Below are 15,027 nucleotides of genomic sequence, written 5' to 3'. Positions count from 1 at the left end.
TCAGCTCCCGGCCAGGAACACCGGCAGCCGCCGCGCTCCCCACCGGCCGACCGGCCCGTCGTAGCGGCCCGGGACGGCGGCGCCGCACGAGGCGCAGCGACCCTCGTCCGTGAGCCGGTAGCGCCCGATGACGTACCAGTCCCGCTCCACGACGGCCTCCCCGCAGGCCGGGCAGGTGGTGCGGCCCCCGTCGGCGTCGTGCACGTTGCCCGTGGAAACGAAGCGCAGCCCGTGCTGCTGCGCGATCCCCCGCGCGCGGGACAGCGTGGCCGGCGGGGTGGGCGGGACGTCGCGCATCTTGAAGTCCGGGTGGAAGGCGGTGAAGTGCAGCGGGACGTCGAGGCCCAGGTTCTCGGCGATCCACGCGCACTCGGCGCCGATCTCCGCGTCGGAGTCGTTGTGCCCCGGGATGAGCAGCGTGGTGATCTCGAACCACACGTCGGTCTCGTGCCGCAGGTACACGAGGGTGTCGAGCACCGGCTGCAGCCGCGCGGCCGACACCCGCCGGTAGAAGTCGTCGGTGAACGCCTTGAGGTCGACGTTCGCGGCGTCGACGTGCGCGTACAGCTCCCGCCGCGCGTCGTCGTTCACGTAGCCGGCGGTGACCAGGACGGCCCTGATCCCCCGCGCCCGGCAGGCGTCGGCGACGTCCACTGCGTACTCGAGGAAGATCGTCGGGTCGTTGTACGTCATGGCGACGCTGCGGCAGCCCAGCCGCTCCGCGGCCGTGGCGATGTCCTCCGGGCCGGCGGCGTCGGAGAGCCGCTCGATCTCCCGGGACTTGGAGATGTCCCAGTTCTGGCAGAACCGGCAGGACAGGTCGCACCCCGCGGTCCCGAACGACAGCACCGCGCTGCCCGGCAGGAAGTGGTTGAGCGGCTTCTTCTCGACGGGGTCCACGCAGAAGCCGCTCGACCGGCCGTAGGAGGTCAGCACGACCTGGTCGTCGACGCGGCCGCGCACGAAGCACAGGCCGCGCTGGCCCTCGTGGAGCCGGCACTCCCGAGGGCAGACGTCGCACTGCACGCGACCGTCGTCGAGCCGGTGCCAGTACCGGCCCGGCACCGTGAACCGGTCGGAGAGACTGATGTCGGCCACCATGGCGCCTCCCCCACCCACGATAGGCGTGCCGGACGTCAGCCGGGGCCGGGCGCCCGATCACGACCGGTGGCTCGCGCGGCGTGGCCGAGGCCGACCGGGCGCGCGCCGGCCAGCTCCAGCGCCTCCACCGCGCCGATGTCGTCGAGCCCGTCCCGGCCGGTGAGCTCGAAGAGCTCGACCTGCTCCTCGATCCACCGCTGGTGGCCGTTCCACGCGGTCAGCGGCGTGGTCCCGAGCACCGCGGCGATCCGCTCCCACGAGGCCCCGGCGCGCAGGGCGGCACGGATGCCCCGGTGCTGCGCGTCGTAGGCCTGGCGGGCGACGACGACGCCGAGGTCGAGCAGTTCCAGGGACTCCTCGAGCTCCAGCGGTTCGACCTGCCCGCGCAGGTGGTCGGTCCAGGAGTGCACGGGCCGGACGGCGGGCCGCTGGACCGCCGCCACGCTGTCCCGCCGGCTCAGGAAGTCCAGCCGGGTCACCGCGGTGACGATGGGGATCCCGAGGTCGAGGAGTCCACGCCTGCCCGTCATGGCGACCGAGGATCCACGGCCCGACGGCAGGGCTCGTGCCGACCCGTGCGTGTCGCCGAACGGGCCCGGACCGGACGGCTGGGCATCACTCTCCTCACCGGGGAGGGCACCGAGCGTCAGCCCCCGTGCCCGGACCTCGCCTCCGCGCCCGACCGGAGGGGGGCGGACCGCGCGCAGTTCGCTCCGGACGGCGACGGCGGCTCTGGACCGAGCACCGCTGCCGCCCCCAGACTGGTGCGGCAGCCCGGCGGTCAGGAGGGCACTCGGTGGGACTCGGCATCGATCTCGGCACCGCCACCACGGTCGTGAGCGACGCGCGACGGGGCATCGTCTTCGACGAACCGTCCGTCATGCTGCTGCGCCGGGGCGGGAGCCGCCGGGAACGGGTGCTCGCCGTCGGCCAGGACGCGGCCGATCTGGTCGGTCGCGCCCCCTCGGCCAGTTTCAGCGCGGTCCGGCCGCTGGAGGACGGGGTGGTCACGGACCTGGAGACCACCCGGTTGTACCTGCGCTCGGTCCTGCACAAGGCGGGACGGCGGGTCTGGGAGTTCCCGATCCGCGCGGTGATCGGTGTGTCCGTCGGTTCCACCGCACTGGAGCGTCGTGCGCTCCTCGAAGCCGCGGACGAGGCGGGCCTCCGCCCGGTCACGGCACTCGACGGGTCGATCGCCGGTGCCGTCGGCTGCGGCATCGACCCGCTGGAGCGGCGGGTGCACATGGTCGTCGACGTCGGGGGTGGGACCGCCGAGGCGGTGGCGTTCTGTTTCGGCGGGGTGCTCGCCCACCGGACCAGCAAGCTGGCCGGGGACGAGATGACGCTGGCCGTGTCCCGCTACCTCCGCGAGCAGCACCACCTCCACGTCGGCGAGCTCGAGGCGGAGGACCTCAAGATCCGCTCGTCGGCGGAGGAGAACGGACCGCTCGTCGTGCAGGGCCGCGACGCCGCCACCGGGCGGCCGCGGCTGGCCACCGTGCAGTCCCCCGAGGTGGCCGACGCCGTGCGGCCGATCACCGACGAGATCGTCCGGACCCTCACCGCGTGCCTGGACGACCTCCCACCGCAGGCCATCGCCGACGTGCTGGCGGAGGGCGTCCTGGTGTTCGGCGGGTCCGCCCGGGTCGACGGCCTCCCCAGGGAGCTGGAACGGGGTCTCGGCCTCCCGGTGAAGCTCGCCGAGAACCCCACGACGTGTGTGGCCGAGGGCGCCGCCCGGGCGCTGCGGAACCGTCCGCTGCTGGCGGCCTACGGCCGCGGCTGACGACCGTCAGGGCGCCTGCACCGGCCCCGTGCCGAGGACCTCCGGCCGGTGGTCGAGGTAGTGACGCAGGCCGTCGGCCACCACGTTCCGCGCGCTGTTCCCGCCCGTTCCCGGGCCCTGCACCATGGCGGTCAGCACGATCTCGGGAGCGTCCATGGGGGCCACGGCGGAGATCCAGTTGTCGTACTCCCCCTCGGGGAGGCCGCCGTCCTGAGCCGTGCCGGTCTTCGCACCGACGGGCACGGGCAGGTCCGCCAGCCGGGTCGCGGTACCGGCCGTCACGGCCCTGCGCATCCCCTCGCGGACCGGCCCCAGCTCGGCGGCGAACGGCACCGGCGTCGCGGCCGGCGCCGGCAGCGCGGTGTACGTGGCTCCCTCCGTCCCGATCGCCATGCCGAGCCGGGGGGTGACCGTGCTCCCGGTGGCGACGGCGGCGGTCCAGCGGGCGTTCTGCAGCGGAGTGACCTGCAGGTCGCCCTGGCCGATGCCGAGGATGACGGTGGACCCGCCGTACCACGTGCCCCCCTCCGCCTCGGCGGACTCCGGTGTGCCGAGGTGGCCGGCGGACTCGCCGGGCAGGTCGAGCCCGGTCGGCGCGCCCACCCCGAGCGCCCGGGCGGTGTCGATGATCGCCTCGGCCCCGAGCGCGACGGCGAGCTTGTAGAAGTAGACGTCGTTGGAGATGGCGATCGACTCCACCAGGTCCATCGGCCCCATCGGCTTCCAGTTGCCGAAGGTGTGGCCACCGTAGGTGAAGCTGGCCCCGGTGGGGATGGCCCGGTGCGGCGCGAAGACCGGATGGGCCTGGTTCGCCGCGGCCACGACCAGCTTGAACGTCGACCCGGGCGGCGCGACCGCCTGGGTCACGTGCTCGAGCAGCGGCGACCCCGGCGCCTCGGCCAGCGCCTGTAGCGCCCCGGTGTCGATCGGGGGTCCGTAGACGTTGTTGTCGAACGACGGCGTGCTCGCGATGGCGAGGACCTGCCCCGATCTCGGGTCCATCGCGACGGCGGCGCCGATCCTGTTCCGGGGCCGCGGCTGCGCGCGCACGGCCGCGGCGAGGCCGGCGTCCAGCCGCTGCTGGAGGCCCAGGTCGATCGAGAGCCGCAGGTCGGCACCGGGCACGGGGTCCCGCCGCTCCCCGAGCGCGACCGGCACGCCCGTCGGGTCCACGTACACGCACTGCTGCCCGTTGATCCCGCGGAGCACCGCGTCGTACTGCTGCTCGAGCCCGGCACGGCCGACGATCTCACCCGACGGCAGGCCGGGCCAGCGGGCCTCGTCCTCGGGCGTGGCCACCCCGACGAAGCCGAGCACCGGCCCGAGCAGCGCCCCCTGCGGATACCAGCGGCGCGGCTCCGGGAGCACGAACACCCCGGGGATCCCGGCCGCGGTGACCGCGGTGCCGACGTCGCGGGGCACGTCGGCCACCGGCAGCGACAGGGTGGTGCCCTCCGCCGCACCGATCTGCGCGGCGAGGTCCTCGACCGGCCGGCCGGTCAGCCCAGCCAGCCGGTCGATGTCGGCGGGCCGGGTGCGCACCAGTGCGGGCACCACGACCACCTGGTCGACGCCGCCCCCGACGTCCACGGCGTTCACGGCGAGCGGCGCGTCGTGCCGGTCGGTGATCGAGCCACGGGCGGCCGGCAACCGGAAGCAGCGGGTCATCTGCTCGTCGCCGACCGCCTGGAGCGCCTCGCCACGGGTGCTCTGCAGCCGCCATCCGTAGACCCCGAACGCGATCAGCAGGACCGAGACACCGAGCGCGGCCAGCCTGATCAGCCGCGGCCGGGGGTTGCGCCAGCTCGGCAGCGCCCACAGCCGCCTGCGGGCGCCGTCCCGGCGGACGGCGAGGACGACCCCGATGGCGGCCAGGTGCACGACGAGTGCCGTGCCGCCGTAGCTGAGCAGGGGGAACGGGACGCCGGCGAGCGGGAGCAGCCCGAGGTTGGCACCCACCGAGACGACGGTCTCCACACCCAGGAGGACCGCCAGCCCCCCGCCCACGAGCGCGCCGTGCGGCGTGCGGGGCACCCGGCTGGCCAGCGCGAGCCGCCACACGAGGATGATCGCGGCGAGCACCGCTGCCGCGCCGGCGACCAGGCCCCACTGCCCGACCAGGCTGGCCAGGGCCAGGTCGGTCTCCCGCTCGGGCAGGTACTGCGCACGCAGGCCCCGGAGCGGGTCGTCGGTCCGCCCGAACAGCCCTCCGGAGCCCACGGCGATGTGCGCCTGCCGCACGGCCCAGCCCGAGCCGGTCGGGGACTCGTGGGCACCGACCAGGAAGCTGCCGAGGCGGACGAGCTGGTAGGGCCGCAGGAGGCTGATCATGAGCGGCGCGGAGATCACCACCGCGGCGGCCAGCGGCAGGAGGAACCGCGCGGGCACGCGTCCGATCACCAGCATGGTCCCGGCGAGGACCGCGAGCAGGGTCGTGGTGCTGAGGTCCGGCTGGAGCACGGTGAGCCCGATGGGCACGACCGAGAGCAGCACGGCCGCCGTGAAGCGCTGCCACGCCGGCCGGCCCGACCCGAGGACGGTGGCCAGGACCAGCAGCAGCCCGAGCTTGGCGAGCTCGGAGGGCTGGAAGGTGAAGGAGCCGATCGCGATCCACCGGGTGGCGCCGTTCGCGGACAGGCCGACCGTGAGCACGCCGACGAGGAGGAGGACGGCCGCGCCGTAGGCGGCCCAGCCCAGAACGCGGAGGTACCGGGCCCGGACGCGCCAGAACACCATGAGGGCCAGCACCCCGCCGGCGGCGATCACGCCCTGCCGCGCCGCGAGCTCGGTCGCGCCGATGAGGTGCAGGTTCGCCAGTCCGAGCCCGACCAGCGTCAGCGCGGCCACGATCGCGAGCAGGTCGAAGGCCCCGCTGCGTCGGTTCCTGCGCTGCTGCCGGGTCCGGCCCCTGCTCTCCCGCCCCGGCGCCGGCGGCCCGGCGGGTCCGGTGATCGGCATGTCGCACCCCCCCGTGGGCTCAGCCGGACTGTCCGTCGGAGCGGCACGAGCCGGCGAACACCGGTGGAGAGGCCGCGGCTGCGGGGAGGTCGGTGACGGCGACCACCGCCACGGCCTGCAGGGCCGGGAGCGGCACGGTGCCGGCAGCAACGGCCCGCTCCCCCTCCGGCGGCACGGTGACGGTTCCGCCCGGTGCGGTCTCCGTGGCCCCGGTGCAGCGGTCGACGATCCGGTACGACCAGGTCACCACCTGCGGCTCGGGTCCCGGGACGAGCCGCACCAGGAGCCGGAGGTCGCAGGGCGCGCCCGGCGCGCACTGCGCGAGGAGGCGCAGGTCGACCGCGGTCACGGTGCCGGCCGCCGCGGGGGCCGGTGGCACGATCGGCGGGCCGTCGGGCTCCGGCGCGGCGGACGGCGTCGACCCGCTGCGCCCCGCGTCCAGGAGCAGGCGGATGTCGACGGCGATGTCGTCCCGCAGGACGGCGACCTCCACCGAGACGACCGCGGCGAGCACCAGTGCGGAGAGGAGCCACGCGCCGATCCGGCGCCGCGTGGTCCGGGTCGCCCCCTGGGGGTCGAGTCCCGCCGGGGCGGCGCGGACGGCCGGGGACGGGTTCCCGATCGGCCCGGCGGCCGGCCCCGCTGCCCCGCCGATCGCCGCCACCAGCGCGGCCAGCTCGGCGCGGACCGCACTGCGGTCGACGGCGCCGGCCGCCTCCCCCAGCATCCGGGCGACCGCGGGGACGCCGGAGACCGGCAGGAGCGTTCCGGCCCGGTCGAGCGCGTCCAGCAGCTGGTCGGCGGCCGGATCCGGACGGCGACCGCGGAGCCGGGCGGCACCGGCCAGGTCCGCGAGCACCGCCTCGACAGCCGCACCACCCGGTCCTCCGGGGCCGAGGACCACCCGCCCGTCGGCACCGACGACGACCGGACCGATCTCGAACCGGTCGCTGTCCGGGCTCCCGCCGTCCGGCTCCGCCCGCCGCGCCGCCTCCGCCAGCACACCGGCACCGATCTCGAGGGCCTGGGGCGGGGTGAGGCGGGCCAGGCCGATCAGCCGGGTCAACGCCACGCCGCCCGACGCGGCCGGCGGCGGATCGCCCGGCTGCTGCTCGTGGGGGTCGGACGGACCGGCAGGGTCGAGCTCGATCGCCCGTTCGGTTCTCAGGTCCGTCACCGACCGCCACCCCCGCCCAACCGCCTCTGACTGGGCCAACCCCCGCGACAAGTAGGGCAGATGCTGGGGCCGGGACGACCCCGGTGTCACGGGGTTCCCGCGCGGGCGCGCGGAAAGAAGCGCACCCACCACGGCCGACACGCCGGTCGGCCCGCGTCCGCCCGCGTCCGGGGATCAGCGCCCGCCCTCCTCCACGGCGGCCGTGACCAGGCCACGGGTCCCGTCGACCGTGAGCTGCTGACCGGTCGTGAACCGGCTGGTGGCGTCCGGTACGCCGACGACCGCCGGGATGCCGTACTCGCGGGCGACCACGGCACCGTGGGAGTTGGCACCGCCCATCTCCATGACGAGGGCGCCCGCGGTGAGGAACAGCGGGGTCCAGCCGGGGTCGGTGGACGGCGCGACGAGGACCTCGCCGGGCACGAGGTGCGCCGTTCCGGGGTCCAGGACGACGCGGGCGGGACCGGTGACGACCCCCGCGGATGCCGGGGTGCCGGCGAGGGCACCGTCTGGCGCCGGCGCGACACCCGCGAGCGCCTCCGGCTCGGTGCCGTCGCTGAGCAGCACGCGGGGCACGTGCCGGCGCCGCAGCTCCCGGTCGTGGTCCGCCCGCCGGCCGGCGACGACGTCCCGGAGGTCCCGTCCCTCCAGTCCGGCGGCGACCTCGCCCAGGTCGAGGAAGAACACGTCCTCGGCCCGGACGAGCCCGCCCGCGGCGGCCAGGTCCGCTCCGATCCCCAGCACCTGCTGCCGCACCCGCGCGAGGACCACCACGATGAGGGACTTGGGCAGCTCACGGATGCCGGCGAGCTGCCGGGCCCGGTCCAGGGCGAGGCCCACGGCCCTCCCCCGCAGCCGGCCGCGCCGCCGGGCCCGCTCCGTCAGCGCCGCGACCATGGCCTCGGCCTCTCCGGCGCCACGGGCGAACACCCGGTCCGGGGCCCGGTCGGGGTCCTCGAGCCGCAGGTAGGTGGCGAGGACGCCGAAGACCGGGGCCGGGTCCTCACCCCAGCGCGGCACCCCGACGTCGATCTCGGCGACGGCGCGATGGCCGTAGCGTTCGAGGAAGCCCGCCAGCCCGTGCTGCAGGACCGGTGGCAGTGCCCCGGTCCGGTGGGCCCGGGTGAGCTCTCCGGCCGACTCGCGCCGCACCGCCGCCGCGGCGTCCTGGTCGGCCCGGACCCGCGTCGCCAGGCTCCACAGCTCGAGGTCCATCTCCGTCGTCACGTTGTGCGGGAGACCGCGCAGGACGGTGGCCAGCTCACCGGGCCGCAGGTCGGGCCCGAGCAGCCGACCGGCCAGTCCCAGCATCGCGAAGCCGGCCGCCGCGGGCGGCATCACCCGTGGCACCACCTGGACGACGGCGTCGCCGAGGAGCCCGACGACGTGGTCCAGCCGGTCCGCGGGAGCGGCGGACGCCGGCGGCACCGGGCGCTCCAGGAGGCGCTCGCCGAGGCGGGCGAGGCGCCGCCGTGCCGCCGCCGGCCGGGCGACGGCCTGCGCCACCTGGAGCGGGACGCCGAACCGCGCCGCCACCCACGCGAGCCGCCGGACGACCGGCCACCACGAGGAGTGCACGACGGACAGCCGGGGATCGTCGAACAACGCGCGCAGCACCGTCGCCGAGCGCGCCTCCATCACGTCGAGCACCCGCGGGAAGACGGCCCGGCCGGCGGTGCTGCGCAGGATCGGCGTGATGTCGAAGAACAACCGCCCCGCCGCGTCCCGGACCCCCGGCGGGCCGGCGACCGGGTCGACCGGCGGGCGGCCGTAGAGCCGGGCGACGGACGACCCGATCACCCGGATCGCGGACAGCCCCATCGGGGTCAGCGGACGGGTCAACCCCTGCGCCAGGCTGAAGCAGAAGTAGACGCGGCACCCGTCCTCCGCCGGATCGCCGTCCGGGATCGGGAAGAGGGTGGTGACCGGCCGCGCCTGCGTGAGCCACAGCCCGCCGGCCCCGTCGATGGCCCACTCGGTGTCCTGCGGTCGCCCGAAGTGCTGCTGGACGCGGTCGCCGAGCCGCACCAGTGCGCGGAGCTGGTCGTCGGACACGCAGGGGGCGTCGGACGCGGGCAGGGGGACCGCTTCGGTCCCGCCCTCCGCGCGGGTCCGGACGACGAGGCGCTTGTCCCCCAGCCGCCGCTCCAGCACGGCGCCGGTCCTGCTGTCGAGCACGAAGTGGTCGGGGTTGACCGCGCCGCTGACCACGGCCTCGCCCAGGCCCGGGCCGGCGTCGACGACGGTCTCCCCGCGCCGTCCGGTCACCGGGTTGACGGTGAACATCACGCCGGCCACGGCCGCGTCCACCATCCGCTGCACCACGACGGCCAGCCGCGTCACGGCGTGGTCGACGCCGTTGCGGACGCGGTACACGACCGCCCGGTCCGTCCAGAGCGACGCGATGCAGCGGCGGACCGCGTCGAGCACGGCCGCGGTCCCGGCGATCCCGAGAAAGGTGTCCTGCTGCCCCGCGAAGCTGGCGAAGGGCAGGTCCTCGGCGGTGGCCGAGGACCTGACCGCCACCACCGCCGTGTCACCCAGTGCCCGGTAGGCCGACGCGATCGCGTCCGCCACGGGAGCGGGCACGGCGACGGACAGGATCCGGTCCCGTGCGCGCCCGGCCAGCGCGACTGCCCGGTCCCGGTCGTCCGCCGCCACGCCGGCCAGGTCCGCGAGGACCTCCGTGAGGTCGGCGACCGCGGTCAGCTCGAGGTACGCCTCGGTGGTCACGCAGAAGCCGTCCGGCACCGGGAGGTCCGCGCCCATGAGCTCGCCCAGGTTCGCGGCCTTGCCCCCCGCGATGCCCACGGCGCCCGCGTCGAGATCCCGCAGTCCGACGACGAACGGGGGCCTGCCCTCGTGGTCCCGAACCAGCTGCGACGTCGCTGCCACGACCCTCTCCCGCCGTCGTCCCGGCCTGCCTCAGGCGCAGGCTTCCACCACCAGGGCCACGCCCTGCCCCCCGCCGACGGCGATGGCGGCGAGCCCGTACCGCCCGCCGCCGCCCCGCAGCAGCTGGGTGAACAGCCGGACGACCAGCACCGCGCCGGAGGCGCCCCAGGGGTGGCCGAGGGCGAGCGCTCCCCCCTCCGGGCAGACCCGCTCGGGATCGAGGTGCAGCGCCGTGCAGCAGGCGAGCACCTGTCCGGCGAAGGCCTCGTTGAACTCGATGACGTCCATGTCGTCCAGCGTCAGCCCCGCCCGGCCGAGCGCCGTCCGGGTGGCGGGCACGATGCCCAGCCCGGGCCGGTTGGGGTCCACCCCCGCCGTGGCGGTCGCCAGGATCCGCAGGGCCGGGACCCCCATCCGCCGGTGGCTGCCCGCGTCGGCCACCGCGACGACCGCGGCGCCGTCGTTGATGCCGCAGGAGTTGCCGGCGGTCACCGTGCCACCGGCCCCGAAGGCGGGCCGCAGCCGGGCCAGCCGTTCGGCGGTGAACCGCTCCCGGGGTCGCTCGTCCCGGTCCACACCGGCGACCGGGACGATCTCGGCGGTGAACCCGCCGGCCCGCTGGGTGGCCACGGCCCGGGCGTGCGAGCGGACGGCGTAGTCGTCCTGGCGGGCACGGGAGACGGCGAAGTCCGCGGCGAGCGCGTCGGCGGCCGGGCCCATGTCCGGGTCCCCGGTCTCGGCCGGCGCGAACGGCGCCCGCGTGTACCTCGTCGGCTCCCCGCCCGGAGCCGGCGGCCAGCACCGCCACGGCGCGGTCGACGGCGACTCCACTCCCCCGGCCAGCACCAGCCCGGCCTCGTCGCGCGCGGTCGAAGCGGCCTGCACGATCGCGGCCAGGCCGCTGCCGCACTGCCGGTCGACCGTGAGCCCGGGAACCGTCACCGGCAGGCCCGCCTGCAGGGCGGCGACCCGGGCCAGGTTGCCCCCCGGGCCCATGCAGTTGCCGAGCACCACCTCGCGGACGGCGGCGGCGTGCTCTCCGAGCCCGGCCGCCACGGCGTCGATCACCGGCGCGGCGAGGTCGGCCGCCGAGGCCGAGCCCAGCGACATCCCGGCCGTTCCGATCGGCGTGCGGAGCGCCTGCACGATCACCGGCCGGTCCTCGCGCCGGGTCACCCCGCCCGCCCGGGAGGCGGCAGACCGGTCAACGCCCGCCGGGTGACCAGCGCGGCCAGCGCGGCCCGGTCGATCTTCCCCGCCGCGGTCAGCGGCAGCTCCGCCGCCAGATACCACCGGACCGGGCGGTGGCTGCGGGACAGCCCGCTGCGCGCCGCGGCGAAGGCCCGGGCGTGCACCTCCCGGTCGGCGACGACCGCGACCAGCTGGGCACCCAGGCGCGGGTGCTCGACCCCGAGGACGACGAGGTCACCGCCGGTGGCCCGGCGCAGCGCCTGCTCCACGTCGGAGACCACCACCGTCGCGCCGGCGGTGACCACGGTGCCCTCGTCCCGGCCGGTCACGGCGAGCACGCCGTCGCGCAGGCGCCCGCGGTCACCGACCGTCGCGTATCCGTCGGCGGCGATCCGCAACGGCCCCGGCTCGCCGGCGTACCCCTGGCTCAGCCAGGGCGAGCGGGCCCAGACGCACCCGTCCCGGACGGACACCTCGACGCCGGGGAAGGGCCGCAGGTCCGCCTCGTGCGTCCCCCAGGCGACGAAGGACAGCTCGGCGGCGCCGTAGTAGTGACTCGTGCGGACCCCGGCCGCCGCCGCCCTCCGGGCCGGCCCCTCCCCCAGCCGGTCACCGGCCACGACCACGTGCACGCCGTCCAGCGGCGTGCCGGCGTCGAGTGCCGCCGCCAGGGCCGCCGGGGTCAGCTGCGCGTGCGTGGCGCCGTCCGGAGAGCCGGTGACCGCGGCACCGATCCACCGCGCGTGGACCGCCGCGAACAGGTTCATGGTGGCCGACAGCGGCCCCGGCACCCAGACCCTCGCGCCGGCGTCGATCCCCGTCAGGCCGGAGAAGGCCGGGAACGAGTCGACCCACGACGCCGCCGTCCGGACGACCGACCGGGGCCCGCTGGTCGTGCCCGACGTCCGCAGGGCGATCGACGCCCCGCGCGCATGCGCGTCCAGCACCACCGCGACGGGATCCGCCGCGGCCATGACGTCGACGATCGGGGCGGGCATGCACTCCCTCCCCTGCGCGCGACTCGATGCGGTGCCGTCCGCCTGTCATGGTGCCCGCCGGACGGGCCGGGCGGTCAGTCGGGCTCGTACGCCTCGAGAGCCATGAGGCCGCGCTGCACCCCGACCACCACGGCACTCAGGGACATCAGGGACCGGTGCCTGGGGAGGGAGCTCAGCCGCTCGACGATCCGGTCCAGCGCCTCCCGGGCGGCGTCGATCTGCTCGGTCCTCGGGTCGGGCGTCGTCCCGTCGCCGGAGTGGTAGGGGTTCCGCAGCACGCCGGCGAGCCCGGCGAGGGCGTCGCTGAGGAGGTGGGCGGTGCCGACGTCGGTCCGGTCCCCGCGACGGTGCGGCTGCCGTTCGGAGACGAGCGCGGTGAGGTCGTCGATGAGGACGGCCACGCGGTCCAGGGCCCGCGACTCCGCGCGGATGCGCGCCGCGGCCTCCTGCCAGCGGCGGGCTCGCGGGTTGGCCTGCCGCGCCCGCTCGACGAGGGCCTCGGCGCGGCGCATCCGGTCCAGCTCGGGGCCGAGCGCCGCCATCCACCGTCGCTCCTCGGCCGGCGAGGGGACCTGGTCGCGGGCCAGCCGGGCGGCCATCTGCTCCAGGTGCCCGGCCAGCATGTCCCGGGTGCGGTCGATCTGCTCCACCGCCTGGGTCAGCTGCAGCGGCGGGAACAGGACGGTCGTGACGAGGACCCCGACCACCGCGCCGATCAGGGTGAGCCCGGCGTAGCGCAGGACGTAGGAGCCGGGGTCCTCGGCGCCCACGGTGAGCATGAGGACGGCGGCGAAGCTGACCCAGCCGGCCTGCTGGCCGAGCAGCCGCCACTTCTCCACCCCGATCGCGAGGGCCACCAGCAGCGCGATGGTGAGCGCGCCGGGCAACGACGGCGTCGCCTCGTAGACCACGACGGCGAGGCCGAAGCCGAGCATGATCGCGAGCACGGTGCGCCAGGCCGCCCCGGCCGAGTCGGCCACGGTGGGGTGGACCGCGATCACGGCGCCCAGGGGGGCGTAGTAGGCGTAGTCCGACAGCACCGGCGGCAGGAGGACGGCGACCTGCCACGCCAGCCCGGCCGCGATCGCCGCCCGGATGCCGCGCTGGACCGCCGGCCGGCGCAGCAACGCCCACGCGTGGCCGGGGGTGGCCGGCATGGCCGGGAGCGCCACCGCCGGGCGCCGGGTGGGCAGCAGCCGGCCCCACCCCGTCCTGTCCGTCATCACGACCTCGCAGCCTGCCTCAGCACCGCCGCCGGCGAGCCGGGGGCCGGGCGCCGCGGCCAGGCGGCGCTGACCAGGGTGCGCGAGGCCGCCGCCGCTGCCGGGGTCGCCGCCGGGATCCACACCGACTCGGGCGAGCAGGCCACCCAGCGCCTGACCGAGGGGTTCACCTTCGCGACCGTCGCCTCCGACCTGGTGCACCTGGCGCAGCGACCGCCGCCCACCTCGCGACCGCGAGCGGGACGGCGTCGGCTGCGGGATCCACCACCGGCTGCTGACGGATGCCCCTGCCCGACCGCCGGCTCAGGGGCGCTCGGGAAAGACCGTCAGGCGGACGGTCTCGGGCAGCGCCTCGAGCGAGGCCTGCAGGGCCGAGGGCAGTGCGCCGTTGACGTCGGTCACGACGTAGCCGAGTTCACCGCGGGTGGCCAGGACCTGACCGTCGACGTTGAGGCCGTGCTCGCCGATCAGCGCGTCGACGCGGGCCAGGACACCCGGCACGTTGCGGTGCAGCAGCGCGAACCGGGCCGCCGAGGACCCGTGCAGGGCCACCGCCGGCAGGTTCACGCTCAGCGTCGTCGTCCCGGTGACGGTGTAGTCGGCCAGCTTGCCGGCGACGAACCGCCCGATGTCGTACTGGGCCTCCTGGGTCGACCCGCCGACGTGCGGGGTGAGGATGACGTTGGGCAGCCCGCGCAGCACCGAGGAGAACTCGTCCCCCTGCTCCTTGGGCTCGTCGGGGAACACGTCGACGGCCGCGCCTGCGATGTGGCCGCTGAGGATGTGCTCGCGCAGCGCCTCGTGGTCGACGACGAACCCGCGGGACAGGTTGAGGAACAGGCTGCGGCGGCGCATCCGGGCGAACTGCTCGGCGCCGAACAGCCCCGCGTTCCCGGCCCGCCCGTCGACGTGCAGCGTCACGGTCTCCGCTCGCTCGAGCAGCTCCTCCAGGCTGCCGCAGGCCTCGGCGTTGCCCAGGGCGAGCTTGTCCTCCAGGTCGTGGAACAGCACCCGCATGCCCAGGGCCTCGGCCAGCACGGACAGCTGGCTGCCGATGTTGCCGTAGCCGACGATGCCGAGTGTCCGGCCGCGGATCTCGTGGCTGCCGGTGGCCGACTTGTCCCAGATCCCGGCGTGCAGCGCGCGGTCCCGGTCGTTCAGCCGCCGGGCCAGGCTGATGATCTCCGCGATCGCCAGCTCGACGACGCTGCGGGTGTTGGAGTACGGCGCGTTGAACACCGCCACCCCCGCGGCGGCCGCCGCGGCGAGGTCGATCTGGTTGGTGCCGATGCAGAAGGCGCCCACCGCCGCCAACCCCGGACGTTCCTGCAGGACCCCCTTGGTCACCTGGGTCTTGGACCGGATCCCCAGCAGGTGGACGCCGTCCAGCGCGGCGGCCAGGTCCGCCTCGTCCAGTGCTCCCCGCACCGACTCCACCTCGTAGCCGGCCGAGGACAGCAGCTCTACCGCCACCGGGTCGATGTTCTCCAGCAGCAGGGCTCTGGGGCTGGTCAACGGATCCTCCTCGGGCAGCGGGGTCCCCGGCTCACGGTCGGTCGCGGCGGGACTGGCCGAGTGTGGTCCCCCTCCGTGCCGGAGCTCCACCGGGGTGGGATCGCGGCCGTCCGACCGACGCGGCGCGCTCCGGACCCGACCGGTTTGTACTGACAAAGTGTTGACCTGGGCCGCGGTGTC

10 protein-coding genes are annotated in these 15,027 nt (G+C 76.0%); 1 reads left to right on the top strand and 9 read right to left on the bottom strand.

Features of this window, described 5'->3' with window-relative positions:
- Together amrS and MY520_RS01950 are read right to left on the bottom strand one after the other, a co-directional pair.
- Entirely contained in the window at positions 1-1,101 is a 1,101-nt protein-coding gene (gene amrS, locus MY520_RS01955; protein ID WP_436689542.1) for an AmmeMemoRadiSam system radical SAM enzyme, read from the bottom strand.
- Positions 1,102-1,136: 35 nt separating this feature from the next.
- Positions 1,137-1,631, bottom strand: a complete 495-nt coding sequence (locus tag MY520_RS01950; RefSeq protein WP_436689540.1) for a hypothetical protein — start codon at positions 1,629-1,631, stop codon at positions 1,137-1,139.
- A gap of 266 nt (positions 1,632-1,897) precedes the next feature.
- Here MY520_RS01950 and MY520_RS01945 point away from each other — a divergent pair, with 266 nt between their 5' ends.
- Positions 1,898-2,890, top strand: coding sequence for a rod shape-determining protein (locus MY520_RS01945; RefSeq protein WP_436689538.1), 993 nt, complete (start codon positions 1,898-1,900; stop codon positions 2,888-2,890).
- Positions 2,891-2,896: 6 nt separating this feature from the next.
- On the opposite strand, the gene MY520_RS01940 is transcribed toward MY520_RS01945, so the two are convergent.
- From MY520_RS01940 to serA, 7 genes are all read right to left on the bottom strand, one after another.
- Entirely contained in the window at positions 2,897-5,848 is a 2,952-nt protein-coding gene (locus tag MY520_RS01940; protein ID WP_436689536.1) for an FtsW/RodA/SpoVE family cell cycle protein, read from the bottom strand.
- A gap of 19 nt (positions 5,849-5,867) precedes the next feature.
- A complete protein-coding gene (locus MY520_RS01935; RefSeq protein ID WP_436689534.1) occupies positions 5,868-7,025 on the bottom strand; it encodes a hypothetical protein in 1,158 nt (385 codons plus the stop codon).
- A gap of 174 nt (positions 7,026-7,199) precedes the next feature.
- On the bottom strand, positions 7,200-9,920 hold the full coding sequence (locus MY520_RS01930) for a PEP/pyruvate-binding domain-containing protein (RefSeq protein ID WP_436689532.1): 2,721 nt from the start codon (positions 9,918-9,920) through the stop codon (positions 7,200-7,202).
- 30 nt (positions 9,921-9,950) lie between these two features.
- Positions 9,951-11,072, bottom strand: coding sequence for a thiolase family protein (locus tag MY520_RS01925; RefSeq protein WP_436689530.1), 1,122 nt, complete (start codon positions 11,070-11,072; stop codon positions 9,951-9,953).
- A 20-nt stretch (positions 11,073-11,092) separates the two neighbouring features.
- Positions 11,093-12,109, bottom strand: a complete 1,017-nt coding sequence (locus MY520_RS01920) for a hypothetical protein (RefSeq protein ID WP_436689528.1) — start codon at positions 12,107-12,109, stop codon at positions 11,093-11,095.
- 74 nt (positions 12,110-12,183) lie between these two features.
- Positions 12,184-13,332 (bottom strand): FUSC family protein, encoded by a 1,149-nt coding sequence (locus tag MY520_RS01915; RefSeq protein ID WP_436689526.1) that lies wholly within the window; start codon positions 13,330-13,332, stop codon positions 12,184-12,186.
- 303 nt (positions 13,333-13,635) lie between these two features.
- On the bottom strand, positions 13,636-14,847 hold the full coding sequence (gene serA, locus MY520_RS01910; RefSeq protein WP_436689524.1) for a phosphoglycerate dehydrogenase: 1,212 nt from the start codon (positions 14,845-14,847) through the stop codon (positions 13,636-13,638).
- Between the last annotated feature and the right edge of the window lie 180 nt (positions 14,848-15,027).

This window comes from Geodermatophilus sp. CPCC 205506 (assembly GCF_051383635.1).
Classification (GTDB): Bacteria; Actinomycetota; Actinomycetes; order Mycobacteriales; family Geodermatophilaceae; genus Geodermatophilus.
Note: the sequence above shows the minus strand (reverse complement) of the source record. Positions and strands in the feature narration are given on the sequence as shown.

Bases quoted from the DNA above. Each gene is read 5' to 3' on its own strand.
- MY520_RS01915 (WP_436689526.1), bottom strand. From the start codon at position 13,332: ATGACGGACAGGACGGGGTGGGGCCGGCTGCTGCCCACCCGGCGCCCG.
- MY520_RS01940 (WP_436689536.1), bottom strand. From the start codon at position 5,848: ATGCCGATCACCGGACCCGCCGGGCCGCCGGCGCCGGGGCGGGAGAGC.
- MY520_RS01950 (WP_436689540.1), bottom strand. From the start codon at position 1,631: ATGACGGGCAGGCGTGGACTCCTCGACCTCGGGATCCCCATCGTCACC.
- MY520_RS01920 (WP_436689528.1), bottom strand. From the start codon at position 12,109: ATGCCCGCCCCGATCGTCGACGTCATGGCCGCGGCGGATCCCGTCGCG.
- amrS (WP_436689542.1), bottom strand. From the start codon at position 1,101: ATGGTGGCCGACATCAGTCTCTCCGACCGGTTCACGGTGCCGGGCCGG.